The organism is Pseudomonas sp. NFACC39-1 (genome assembly GCF_900110355.1).
Lineage (GTDB): Bacteria > Pseudomonadota > Gammaproteobacteria > Pseudomonadales > Pseudomonadaceae > Aquipseudomonas > Aquipseudomonas tehranensis.
Genome location: NZ_FODL01000007.1, coordinates 262639 through 275187, shown reverse-complemented (window position 1 = coordinate 275187; position 12549 = coordinate 262639). Strand labels below are relative to the sequence as shown.

Annotated in this window: 12 protein-coding genes; 5 read left to right on the top strand and 7 right to left on the bottom strand. The window is 62.9% G+C overall.

The features are described from left to right. Positions 1-34: 34 nt before the first annotated feature. The 5 genes from BMY45_RS17570 to def form a co-directional block, all read right to left on the bottom strand. Positions 35-346, bottom strand: coding sequence for a tetratricopeptide repeat protein (locus BMY45_RS17570; RefSeq protein ID WP_092399745.1), 312 nt, complete (start codon positions 344-346; stop codon positions 35-37). Between the two features lie 174 nt (positions 347-520). Continuing rightward, positions 521-1894: a Trk system potassium transporter TrkA gene (trkA, locus tag BMY45_RS17565; protein ID WP_092399743.1), complete on the bottom strand. Its 1374-nt coding sequence runs from the start codon at positions 1892-1894 to the stop codon at positions 521-523. A gap of 24 nt (positions 1895-1918) precedes the next feature. Then, positions 1919-3229: a 16S rRNA (cytosine(967)-C(5))-methyltransferase RsmB gene (gene rsmB, locus BMY45_RS17560; RefSeq protein ID WP_092399741.1), complete on the bottom strand. Its 1311-nt coding sequence runs from the start codon at positions 3227-3229 to the stop codon at positions 1919-1921. Further along, complete coding sequence (gene fmt, locus BMY45_RS17555) at positions 3226-4185, bottom strand: methionyl-tRNA formyltransferase (RefSeq protein ID WP_092399739.1); 960 nt, start codon at positions 4183-4185, stop codon at positions 3226-3228. The genes rsmB and fmt overlap by 4 nt, the downstream gene beginning before the upstream one ends. Before the next feature lie 71 nt (positions 4186-4256). Next, positions 4257-4763, bottom strand: a complete 507-nt coding sequence (gene def, locus BMY45_RS17550) for a peptide deformylase (RefSeq protein WP_092399737.1) — start codon at positions 4761-4763, stop codon at positions 4257-4259. Between the two features lie 158 nt (positions 4764-4921). Here def and BMY45_RS17545 point away from each other — a divergent pair, with 158 nt between their 5' ends. From BMY45_RS17545 to BMY45_RS17535, 3 genes are all read left to right on the top strand, one after another. Then, positions 4922-5947, top strand: a complete 1026-nt coding sequence (locus BMY45_RS17545) for a LysM peptidoglycan-binding domain-containing protein (protein ID WP_092399735.1) — start codon at positions 4922-4924, stop codon at positions 5945-5947. 79 nt (positions 5948-6026) lie between these two features. Next, the gene (gene dprA / locus BMY45_RS17540) at positions 6027-7121 is read left to right on the top strand and encodes a DNA-processing protein DprA (RefSeq protein ID WP_092399733.1); all 1095 of its coding nucleotides are present in this window, start codon (positions 6027-6029) and stop codon (positions 7119-7121) included. Positions 7122-7181: 60 nt separating this feature from the next. After that, positions 7182-7739 carry an L-threonylcarbamoyladenylate synthase type 1 TsaC gene (locus BMY45_RS17535; protein WP_092399731.1) on the top strand — a complete coding sequence of 186 codons (558 nt, stop codon included), beginning with the start codon at positions 7182-7184 and terminating at the stop codon, positions 7737-7739. Positions 7740-7890: 151 nt separating this feature from the next. Here BMY45_RS17535 and BMY45_RS17530 read toward each other — a convergent pair whose 3' ends face one another. Next, entirely contained in the window at positions 7891-8868 is a 978-nt protein-coding gene (locus BMY45_RS17530) for an NADPH:quinone reductase (RefSeq protein ID WP_092399729.1), read from the bottom strand. A 163-nt stretch (positions 8869-9031) separates the two neighbouring features. Between BMY45_RS17530 and hemF the strand changes: the two genes are divergently transcribed. Together hemF and aroE are read left to right on the top strand one after the other, a co-directional pair. Next, positions 9032-9946, top strand: coding sequence for an oxygen-dependent coproporphyrinogen oxidase (gene hemF / locus BMY45_RS17525; RefSeq protein ID WP_092399727.1), 915 nt, complete (start codon positions 9032-9034; stop codon positions 9944-9946). A gap of 12 nt (positions 9947-9958) precedes the next feature. Continuing rightward, entirely contained in the window at positions 9959-10780 is an 822-nt protein-coding gene (gene aroE / locus BMY45_RS17520) for a shikimate dehydrogenase (RefSeq protein ID WP_092399725.1), read from the top strand. 127 nt (positions 10781-10907) lie between these two features. On the opposite strand, the gene BMY45_RS17515 is transcribed toward aroE, so the two are convergent. Further along, positions 10908-12476 (bottom strand): SulP family inorganic anion transporter, encoded by a 1569-nt coding sequence (locus BMY45_RS17515; protein WP_092399723.1) that lies wholly within the window; start codon positions 12474-12476, stop codon positions 10908-10910. Positions 12477-12549 lie beyond the last annotated feature (73 nt).

The following is a 12549-nucleotide window of genomic DNA, read 5'->3' as shown; positions in this document are numbered from 1 at the left end:
GAGCAAGCTCCCTCGCCACGGGGCTGGGGCGATATCAGGCGTGACGATCCAGTTTTTTGAGGAACACGGTCATTTCCTTTTCCGCCTGTTTGTCGCCATGGGCGCGGGCGGCTTCCAGACCTTGTTCCCAGGCCTGGCGGGCTGCCGGTAGATCGCCTTGGCCTTGGTGGGCCTTGCCCAACAGTTTCCAGGCGGCTGAGTATTTGGGGTCGAATTCGACGCAGCGCTGGAAGTGCTCGGCTGCTCGGGCGAATTCGCCGAGGTCCAGATAGCCCTTGCCCAGGCCGAAGCGCAGCAGGGCGTTGTCCACGCCCTTGGCGAGCATTTTTTCCAGGGAGTCGAGCATGGCGGGCTTCCTCGGTGGTGTCAGTGATTGATCTGTTGGCCGTTGGACCGCCTTCGCGAGCAAGCCCGCTCCCACAGTAGATCTTTGTTGCTCACAATTTTCGTGAACAACACCAAACCCTGTGGGAGCGGGCTTGCCCGCGAAGGCGAACGATCAGGCATCGCAGATTCCGGATCAGAAGAAACTCAACCCCACATGGAACAGCTTTTCGACATCGCGAATGTGTTTTTTGTCCACCAGGAACAGGATCACATGGTCGCCGGTCTGGATCATGGTGTCGTCGTGGGCGATCAGCACTTCTTCGTCGCGGATGATCGCGCCGATGGTGGTGCCGGGCGGCAGGCCGAGGTCGCGGATGGCCTTGCCGATCACTTTGCTCGACTTGGCGTCGCCGTGGGCAATCGCCTCGATGGCTTCGGCCGCGCCACGGCGCAGGGAGTGCACGCTGACGATGTCGCCGCGGCGCACGTGGGCCAGCAAGGTGCCGATGGTTGCCAGTTGCGGGCTGATGGCGATGTCGATCTCGCCGCCCTGGATCAGGTCGACGTAGGCCGGGTTGTTGATGATGGTCATCACCTTCTTCGCCCCCAGGCGCTTGGCCAGCAACGACGACATGATATTGGCTTCGTCGTCGTTGGTCAGGGCCAGGAAGATGTCGGCGTCGGCGATGTTTTCTTCCAGCAACAGGTCACGGTCCGAAGCGCTGCCCTGCAGTACCACGGTGCTGTTCAGGTTGTCCGAGAGGTAGCGGCAACGCGCCGGGCTCATCTCGATGATCTTGACCTGATAACGGCTTTCGATGGCTTCGGCCAGACGTTCGCCAATCTGCCCGCCACCGGCAATCACGATGCGCTTGTTTCTTTCGTCTAGACGGCGCATTTCGCTCATCACCGCGCGAATGTTGGCCTTGGCGGCGATGAAAAATACCTCGTCGTCCGCTTCGATCACCGTGTCGCCCTGGGGCAGGATCGGCCGGTCACGCCGGAAAATCGCCGCGACCCGCGTTTCCACATTGGGCATGTGTTCGCGTAGCTGGCGCAGTTGCTGACCCACCAGTGGCCCGCCGTAGTAGGCCTTGACCGCCACCAGTTGCGCCTTGCCTTCGGCAAAGTCGATCACTTGCAAGGCGCCGGGGTGTTCGATCAGGCGCTTGATGTAGTTGGTCACCACTTGCTCGGGGCTGATCAGCACATCCACCGGAATCGCTTCGTTGTCGAACAACTCGGCGCGGGTCAGGTAGGCCCCCTCGCGCACCCGGGCGATCTTGGTCGGGGTGTGGAACAGCGTGTGAGCGACCTGACAGGCCACCATGTTGGTTTCATCGCTGTTGGTCACGGCCACCAGCATGTCGGCATCGTCCGCACCGGCCTGACGCAGCACGGTCGGCAAGGAACCACGGCCTTGTACCGTGCGGATGTCGAGACGGTCGCCCAAATCCCGCAGGCGCTCACCGTCGGTGTCGACCACGGTGATGTCGTTGGCTTCACTGGCCAGATGTTCAGCCAGCGAACCGCCGACCTGCCCTGCGCCGAGGATGATGATTTTCATCCGGTCACTCCTATCGAATCGGTTTTAACCGCGTGCGGCGGCGATCTTGATCAGTTTGGCGTAGTAGAAACCGTCATGTCCGCCCTCCTGGGCCAGCAACTGGCGGCCATGGGGCTGCTTGAGGCCGGCGTTGCTGGCGATGTCCAGCTCCCGTGCGCCCGGCGTACGAGCGAGAAACGCTTCGATCACTTCGGTGTTCTCGGTCGGCAAGGTCGAACAGGTGGCGTACAGCAGCATGCCGCCGACTTCCAGGGTTGGCCATAGTGCGTCGAGCAGTTCGCCCTGCAACGCGGCCAAGGCGGCAATGTCGTCCGGCTGACGGGTGAGTTTAATGTCGGGGTGACGACGAATCACACCGGTGGCCGAGCACGGCGCGTCCAGCAGGATGCGCTGGAACGGCTTGCCGTCCCACCAGGTGGCGGTGTCGCGGCCGTCGGCGGCGATCAGCTCGGCGTCCAGGCCAAGACGTTCGAGGTTTTCCTTCACGCGCACCAGGCGCTTGGCTTCCAGGTCCACCGCCACCACGCCGGCCAGCTTCGGCTCGGCTTCGAGGATGTGACAAGTCTTACCGCCCGGCGCGCAGCAAGCGTCCAGCACTCGTTGGCCGGGTGCCAGTTCCAGCAGGTCGGCAGCCAGTTGCGCGGCTTCGTCCTGGACGCTGATCCAACCGTCGGCAAAGCCCGGCAGCGCGCGTACATCGCCAGGAGTTTCCAGCACGATACCGTCGCGGCTGTACTGGCACGGGATGGCCGGGATGCCGGCCTCGCCCAGCAAGGCCAGATACGCATCGCGGGTATGGTGACGCCGGTTGACCCGCAAGATCATCGGCGGATGGGCGTTGTTGGCCGCGCAAATGGCTTCCCATTGCTCGGGCCAGAAGGCTTTCAACGATTTTTGCAACCAGCGCGGGTGGGCGGTGCGCACCACTGGGTCGTGTTCCAGCTCGGCCAGCAGGGTTTCGCTTTCCCGTTGGGCGCGGCGCAGCACGGCATTGATCAGGGCCTTGGCCCAGGGCTTTTTCAGCTTGTCAGCACAGCCCACGGTTTCGCCGATGGCGGCGTGGGCGGGAACGCGGGTGTAGAGCAGTTGATAAAGCCCCACCAGCAGCAGCGCTTCGACGTCGGCATCGGCAGCTTTAAACGGCTTCTGCAACAGCTTGGCCGCCAGGGCCGACAACCGTGGCTGCCAGCGGGCGGTGCCGAACGCCAGGTCCTGGGTGAAGCCGCGATCACGGTCGTCAACCTTGTCCAGTTGGGTCGGCAGGGAACTGTTGAGGGAGGCCTTGCCGCTGAGAACGGCGGCAAGTGCCTTGGCGGCGGCCAGACGCGGATTCATGAAGCGTCCGCCGCTTGGCCCAAATGAGTGCCGACGGCAAATTTCTCACGACGGCTGTTGTACAAATCGCTGAAGTTCAGCGCCTTGCCGCCGGGCAACTGCAGACGTGTCAGGCACAACGCTTGCTCACCGCAGGCGACGACGAGACCGTCCTTGCTGGCACCGAGGACTTCACCCGGGGTTCCCTGCCCTTCGGCATGGCTGGCGGCCAGCACCTTCAGGGCTTCACCATTCAGCGTGCTGTGGCAAATCGGCCACGGGTTGAAGGCGCGCACCAGGCGTTCCAGCTCAATGGCCGGGCGGCTCCAGTCGATGCGGGCTTCGTCTTTGTTGAGTTTGTGGGCGTAGGTGGCGAGGCTGTCATCCTGCACTTCACCTTCCAGCGTACCGGCGGCCAGGCCGGCAATGGCCTGGACCACAGCGGGCGGGCCGATGAGCGCGAGGCGGTCGTGCAAAGTGCCGCCGGTGTCTTCGGCGCTGATCGGCGTGCTGACCTTGAGCAGCATCGGCCCGGTGTCCAGGCCGGCTTCCATGCGCATCACCGTTACGCCGCTCTCGGCGTCGCCGGCTTCCACGGCGCGCTGGATCGGCGCCGCACCGCGCCAGCGTGGCAGCAGCGAGGCGTGGCTGTTGATGCACCCCAGGCGCGGAATATCCAGCACCACTTGGGGCAGGATCAGGCCGTAGGCGACCACCACCATCAAGTCGGGCTTGAGGGCGGCCAATTCGGCCTGGGCCTGAGCGTCCCGCAGGGTCGGCGGCTGCAATACCTGGATGTGATTTTCCAGGGCCAGTTGCTTGACCGGGCTGGGCATCAGTTTTTGCCCGCGGCCGGCCGGCCGATCCGGCTGGGTGTAGACCGCGATGATTTCGTGGGGGCTGGCCAGCAGGGCCTTGAGGTGTTCGGCGGCAAACTCGGGAGTGCCGGCAAAGACGATGCGCAGTGGCTCAGTCATGGGAAGCTCTCAGTTACAAAGCAGTCGCAAAAAGAAAAAGGCTTGCCGCGGCAAGCCTTTGAAGGGGGGCATCAAGCATTCTGGCGATGAAGTTTTTCCAGTTTCTTCTTGATCCGGTCACGCTTGAGGGTAGACAGGTAATCCACAAACAGCTTGCCGTTGAGGTGGTCGCATTCGTGCTGGATGCACACCGCCAGCAACCCTTCGGCAACCAGTTCGTAAGGCTGGCCGTCGCGGTCCAGGGCCTTGATCCTGACTTTTTGCGGGCGGTCGACGTTTTCATAGAAGCCCGGCACCGAAAGACAGCCTTCCTGGTATTGGTCCATCTCGTCGGTCAGGGTTTCGAACTCGGGGTTGATGAACACCCGGGGCTCGCTGCGGTCTTCGGAAAGGTCCATGACGACGATACGTTTGTGCACGTTGACCTGGGTCGCGGCGAGGCCGATGCCTGGCGCCTCATACATTGTTTCAAACATGTCATCGACCAACTGACGCACTTCGTCGTCCACTACGGTCACCGGTTTGGCGATCGTGCGCAGGCGCGGGTCCGGAAATTCGAGAATGTTCAAAATGGCCATAAGCTTGATAAATGCACGTGTGAGGTAAAGTCGGGTGGCTGGCCTGGCGTGTCTTGGGATGCAGGCTACCGTTGTAAAACGTTGCTCCTCAAATCACGGAGCGAGCCACGGGGGCTCTGGCGTTTTACGCGAACGCACATAATAAAGGGATTCACCGCATGAGGAAATCACTACTCGCCCTGCTGCTTCTGGCCTCGGCCGGTATCGCGCACGGGCAAGTGCAACTTCGGGAAGGTTTTCCCCAGCAATACACGGTGGTGACAGGGGACACGCTGTGGGACATCTCCGGCAAATACTTGCGTGAGCCGTGGAAATGGCCCGAACTCTGGCAAGCCAACCCACAGATCGAGAACCCCAACCTGATTTATCCCGGCGACACCCTGTCGCTGGTCTACGTCAATGGCCAACCACGGCTGACCCTCAATCGCGGCGCTTCTCGGGGCACCATCAAGCTGTCGCCGCGCATTCGCAGCTCGCCGGTGGCCGACGCGATCCCGAGCATCCCGCTGCAGGCCATCAACAGTTTTTTGCTGAGCAATCGCATCGTCGACGCGGCCGAAGATTTCGACAAGGCGCCCTATATCGTCGCCGGCGATGCCGAACGGGTGCTCAGCGGCACAGGCGACCGGATCTTTGCCCGCGGCTCATTCGACGCGAACCAGTCGGCGTATGGCATCTTCCGGCAGGGCAAGGTCTACACCGATCCCGAAACCAAGGAGTTCCTGGGCATTAACGCTGATGACATCGGCAGCGGTGAAGTCGTTGCCACCGAGGGTGATGTCACCACGCTTGCCTTGCAACGCACCACCCAGGAGGTGCGCCTGGGCGATCGCCTGTTCAGTGGCGAAGAACGCTCGATCAACTCGACGTTCATGCCCAGCGCACCGACATCGGACATCAACGGGCTGATCCTCGATGTCCCCCGCGGCGTCACCCAGATCGGCGCCCTGGACGTGGTCACCCTGAACAAGGGTCGGCGCGACGGGCTGGCCGAGGGCAATGTGCTGGCGGTGATGAAGACCGGCGAGACCGTACGCGACCGCATCACCGGCGAGCAGGTGAAAATCCCGGATGAACGTGCCGGCCTGCTGATGGTTTTTCGCACCTACGACAAGCTCAGCTATGGCCTGGTGTTATACGCCTCACGCTCGTTGGCGATCCTCGACAAGGTGCGCAACCCATAACGGCTCTCACAAGTTACCAACAGAGTTATCCACAGCTTGTTCCCGTTTCGACGGGGCTTATAACGATCAAGGATGATCCATGTTATTGCCTGAATCTGCTTCGGTTTCCCCTGCGGAACTGGAGGCCCGTCTGCGCCTGCACCGCTTGCCGGAACTGGGCCCCAAACGTTTCATGACCCTGATGGAGGCCTTTGGCTCGGCCTCCAAAGCCATCAGCGCACCGGCCAGCGCCTGGCGAGCGCTGAGGTTGCCGGCGGCGTGTGCCGAGGCCCGGCGCAACCCGGATGTACGTGACGGCGCCGCCCACGCATTGGCCTGGCTTGAGGCTCCGGCCCAGCATTTACTGATGTGGGACCAGCCCGACTACCCCGCGCTGCTGGCGCAGATCAGCGATGCGCCACCGCTGTTGTTCGTCGCCGGCAACGCGACCATTCTGGAAAAACCACAGCTGGCGATGGTCGGCAGCCGCCGGGCATCGCGTCCAGGCATGGACACCGCCGCGGCGTTTTCCCGAAGCCTGGCCAGTGCCGGGTTTGTCATTACCAGCGGCTTGGCCCTGGGCATCGATGCGGCGGCCCATCAGGCGGCGCTGGACGTGGGCGGGCAAACAATTGGCGTGCTGGGCACCGGGCTGGAAAATTTTTATCCACAGCGCAATCGTCGGCTGGCGGACGCGATGATCGCCCAAGGCAGCGCGGTGCTGTCGGAGTTCCCGCTGGACGCGCCGCCCCACGCCAGCAACTTTCCGCGCCGCAACCGAATCATCAGCGGTTTGTCCCTCGGCGTGCTGGTGGTGGAGGCCAGTGTCGCCAGCGGTTCGCTGATCACCGCACGCTTGGCGGCCGAACAGGGCCGCGAGGTGTACGCCATTCCGGGGTCGATCCATCACCCCGGCGCCCGTGGCTGTCATCAGTTGATCCGCGACGGCGCGGCGCTGGTGGAAACCGTCGAGCACATTCTCGAAGCATTGCGGGGTTGGCAGCAGTTGCCGTTGTCCATGGCACCGGCGCCCGTCACCCATCCGTTGTTGCGTTTGCTCCATGCCGCTCCGCTTGGCAGCGAAGCGCTGGCCGCTGCCAGCGGCTGGAGCTTGCCCAAAGTACTGGCGGCGCTGACTGAGCTGGAAATGGAGGGACGGGCGGTCTGTGACAATGGGCGCTGGTTTGCGCGCTAGGTTTTATGAGGAAGATCGGTAAACTGCGCACAGCCTTATTTGCGTTGTGGAGAGTCTTTCATGGTCAACAGTTGGCGTGTGCAACAAGCCGCGCGAGAAATTCGCGCCGGGGCGGTGATTGCCTATCCAACCGAAGCGGTCTGGGGCCTGGGCTGCGACCCGTGGAACGAAGACGCGGTGGAACGCTTGCTGGCGATCAAATCGCGGCTGCCCGACAAGGGTTTGATCCTGGTGGCTGACAATATCCACCAGTTCGACTTTCTGTTCGAAGATTTCCCCGAAACCTGGATGGATCGCATGGCCAGCACTTGGCCGGGGCCCAACACCTGGCTGGTGCCGCACCAGAATCTGCTGCCGGAATGGATTACCGGTGTGCACGATACGGTTGCCCTGCGGGTCAGCGATCATCCCACCGTGCGGGACCTGTGCTCACTGGTGGGGCCGCTGGTGTCCACCTCGGCCAACCCCCAGGGCCGCCCGGCGGCGCGCACGCGGATTCGCGTCGAGCAGTATTTCCGCGGGCAGATCGACCTGGTGCTGGGTGGCAACCTGGGTGGGCGCAAGAACCCCAGTGTGATTCGTGATCTGGCGACCGGGAAAGTGGTGCGGCCGGACTGATACCGCGTCATCGTTCATCGCGGGCAAGCCTTGCTCCCACAGGTGGGAGTGGGGCTTGCTCTCACAGGTGGGAGTAGGGCCTGCTCTCACAGGTTTTACTCTGTGGGAGCAAGGCTTGCCCGCGATGAGGCCATCAGAAACACCCTGTCATTCAGGGCAAAAGAATGGTCGACCCCGTCGTGCGCCGCGCCGACAACTCGGCCTGGGCCTTGGCCGCTTCCGCCAGTGGGTAACGCTGGTTGATGTCCACCGTGAGTTTGCCGCTGCTGATCATGCCGAACAGCTCATCGGCCATGCGCTGCAGGTTCTCGGCGTTATTGGCGTAGGTCGCCAGGGTCGGGCGAGTGACGTACAGCGAGCCCTTCGCCGCGAGTATCCCGAGGTTCACGCCCTCCACCGCACCGGAGGCATTGCCGAAACTCACCAGCAGGCCACGGGGGGCTACGCAGTCCAGGGAGGTCGACCAAGTGTCCTTGCCAACACCGTCATAGACCACCGGGACTTTCTTGCCGTCGGTCAACTCCAGCACACGCTGTGCGACGTTTTCCTTGCTGTAGTCGATGGTTTCCCAAGCACCGTGGGATTTGGCGATGGCGGCTTTTTCCGGCGAGCTGACGGTACCGATCAGCTTCACGCCCAAGGCCTTGGCCCACTGGCAGGCCAAAGAGCCTACACCACCAGCGGCAGCATGGAACAGGATGGTTTCCCCCCCTTTGAGCTCGTAGGTCTGACGCAACAGGTATTGCACGGTCAGGCCCTTGAGCATCACGCCGGCCGCCTGTTCGAAACTGATGGACTCGGGCAAATGCACCAGGTTGGCCTCGGGCAACACATGCACGTCGCTGTAGGCCCCCAGCGGACCGCTGCCATAAGCCACCCGGTCACCGACCTTGAACCGCGTAACGTCTGAACCGACGGCCTCGACCACACCCGCCCCCTCGGCCCCCAGGCCCGACGGCAGCGCCGGTGGCGGATAAAGACCGCTGCGGTAATAGGTATCGATGAAGTTCAGGCCGATCGCCTTGTTGCTGACCCGCACCTGCTGCGGGCCCGGCTCGGCAGGCTGGTAGCCCACGTACTCGAGCACTTCGGGACCGCCGTGGGAACTGAACTGGATACGTTTGGCCATCTTCTCTTTCTCCTTGCCGTGGACTTTTTACCAAGCCTGCTATCGGACTCCTAAGCTTGACCTTCGTCAACTGTGGCGTAGGCAAGTGCGGTGGTATCCTGTGCGCCCATTTGCCACCGGCCCGCTGCAAGCCGCGAAGCGTAGCCCTGATCAAGGTGATGTCATGACCACTCGCACCGAGGCCGTGAAAGCCTACCTGCTCGACCTGCAAGACCGCATCTGTGCGGCCCTGGAAACCGAAGACGGCGGCACTCGTTTCGTCGAAGATGCCTGGACCCGACCCGCCGGTGGTGGCGGTCGCACCCGAGTGATTGAAAACGGCACAGTGATTGAAAAGGGCGGCGTCAACTTTTCCCACGTCTTCGGCAGCGGTCTCCCACCCTCGGCCAGCGCCCATCGGCCGGAACTGGCCGGGCGCGGCTTCGAAGCGTTGGGCGTGTCGCTGGTGATCCACCCGCACAATCCCCACGTACCCACCTCCCACGCCAACGTGCGGTTTTTCATCGCGGAAAAGGAAGGCGAAGAACCGGTCTGGTGGTTCGGCGGCGGCTTCGACCTGACACCGTACTACGGCGTGGCAGAAGACTGCGTGCATTGGCACCGCGTTGCCGAGCAGGCCTGTGCCCCATTCGGCCCTGACGTGTATTCGCGCTACAAGGCCTGGTGCGACAGCTATTTCCATATCAAGCATCGCAACGAGCCCCGGGGGATCGGCGGCCTGTTTTTCGATGACCTGAACGAGTGGGATTTCGACACCAGCTTCGCTTTCATGCGCGCCATCGGCGACGCCTACATCGAGGCTTACCTGCCTATCGTGCGCCGCCGCAAGCACGACCCGTTTACGGCCAAACAAAGGGAGTTCCAGGAGTTTCGCCGCGGACGCTACGTGGAGTTCAACCTGGTCTACGACCGCGGCACCCTGTTCGGGCTGCAATCGGGCGGGCGTACCGAGTCGATCCTGATGTCCCTGCCGCCGCAAGTGCGCTGGGGCTATGACTGGAAAGCCGAACCGGGCAGCGAAGAGGCGCGGCTGACCGAGTACTTCCTGCAGGATCGCGATTGGCTGGCGACGGCCTGAACGGAGAACTCCATGGATCGCTACGTTGTAATGGGCAACCCGATCGGCCACAGCAAATCGCCGCTGATCCACCGTCTCTTCGCCGAGCAGACCGGGCAAGCGCTGGACTACAGCACGCTGCTCGCGCCCTTGGACGATTTCGCCGGCTGCGCGCGGGAATTCTTCCGCGAGGGTCGTGGGGCGAATGTCACCGTGCCGTTCAAGGAAGACGCCTTTCGCTTGGCCGACAGCCTGACCGAGCGAGCCCAGCGGGCCGGGGCGGTGAACACGCTGAGCAAGCTGGCCGACGGCCGCCTGTTGGGTGACAACACCGACGGTGCCGGGCTGGTACGGGACCTGACCGTCAACGCCGGTTTGAACCTCAAAGGCAAACGCATCCTCTTGCTGGGCGCCGGCGGTGCCGTGCGCGGCGCCTTGGAACCACTGCTGGCCGAAGCGCCGGCCTCGGTGATCATCGCCAACCGCACGGTGGAAAAAGCTGAATTGCTGGCCGAGTTGTTTGCGGACCTGGGCCCGGTCTCGGCCAGCGGTTTCGACTGGCTGCAAGAGCCGGTGGACCTGATTATCAACGCCACATCGGCAAGCCTGTCCGGCGATGTACCGCCGATTGCCGCAAGCTTGATCGAACCCGGTATGACGTTCTGCTACGACATGATGTATGGCAAGGAACCGACGTCATTCTGCCGTTGGGCCAGCGAACAGGGTGCGGCGGTGGCGATGGATGGCTTGGGCATGCTGGCCGAGCAGGCGGGCGAAGCGTTCTACCTGTGGCGCGGGGTACGCCCGGACACCGCGCCGGTACTGGCCGAGCTGCGCCGCCAGCTGGCCCTGTAGGAGCTGTCGAGTGCAACGAGGCTGCGATCTTGTCCCAGACAATTGAGTCGCAAGTGAAAGATCAAAATCAAAAGATCGTCCGAACGCGGCCCGAGCCTTCGGCAGCTCCTACAGGGGTTGAATCCATTCAGTCCTCAAAGAGAATCGGGCAGTGCTCCGGCCCCTCCAGCTTCTTCAACTCCTCCACCACATGCGGCCTGGCCTTGCGCAACGTCAGGCTACGCCCCTGGCCCCGCAGGCGCCGGGCTTCCTGGTGGAGCATTTCCACCCCGGAATAATCAATGAAGTTGATCTGCTGCGCATCGATCACCACCCGTTGTGCCTGCAACCGTTGCAGGCGCACTTGCAGGTAGTGGCTGGCACCGAAAAAGATCGAGCCGCCCACCCGCAGGATGTCGGCTTCGCCCTCGTGGGAATGTTGCACCCTCGGCTGCGAGGTGCGCTTGAGGTAGAAAAACAGCGACGCCAGCACACCGGCGTAGATTGCGGTTTGCAGCTCCAGCAGCAGCGTGGCCAGGCAGGTCAGGCTCATCACCACGAATTCGGCGCGGCTCACGCGGTACAGCGACCGGACACCGCGATAGTCCACCAGACCCCAGGCAATCAGCAGAATGCTGCCGGCCATGGCCGGTATCGGAATGTGGGAAATCAGCTTCGCACCGGTTACCGCAAACAAGGCCACCCAGAGCGCCGAGAACACCCCGGCCAGGGGTGAACAGGCGCCCGCCTCATAACTGAGGCCGGAACGGGTAAAGGAACCCGCTGACAAGGACCCGGAAAAGAACCCTCCCACGATATTGGAAAGCCCCTGCGCCCTGACCTCCTGGTTCGCATCCAGCAGTTGCCCGGAGCGTACCGATAACGAACGGGCGATGGACAGGCTGGTCACCAACCCGAGCATGCCCACCGCCACGGCGCCGGGCAGCAGGCGCAGAATCAGATCCAGGTCCAGCGGCAGCGCAGAGAACGGCGGCAGGCGCCCGGCAAAGGCGCTGACCAACGCGACATGCCCGAACATCCCTGGCCAGAGCCAGACCACCAGGCTGCTGATGATTAAAGTTATCAACAGGCTCGGCCAGCGCGGCAGCAGCCGTTTGAGCAGCACCCCCAGCACCAGCGTTCCCAGACCCAGGAATAACGAAGGTTTATCCACAGCCTCGATGTGGCTGATCAACATCAACAGCCCCTTCAACGCCGTGGCTTCGTTGGGCAGATCAAGACCGAGCAGATTGGGCAATTGCCCCAGGGCAATCACCACCGCCGCCCCCAGGGTGAAACCCAATACCACCGAGTGCGAGACGAAATTCACCAGCGCGCCGAAACGCAACAGCCCCAGCAGCCACTGGAAAACACCCGCCAGCACCGTCAGCAACAGGATCAAGGTGACGTAGTCCTGGCTGGCCGGCACGGCCAGGGGACTGACGCTGGCATACAGGACAATGGAAATCGCCGCAGTAGGGCCGCAGATCAGGTGCCACGACGATCCCCACAGGCAGGCGATCAGCACCGGCACAATCGCCGCATACAAGCCGTACTCTGGCGGTAATCCGGCGATCAGGGCGTAGGCAATGGACTGTGGCAACGCGAGAATCGCACCGCTCAGACCGACGATCAGGTCACGGCCGACACTGGCGCGGGTCTGCCGCGGCAGCCAGCTCAGGAACGGAAAGAGTGAATGGCGGGTGGGAAATGCCATGGGGCCTCAAAGACTGGGTTTGGCGCAAGAGTATCAGGCGAGCGACCACCCGTGGCGAGGGAGCTTGCTCCCG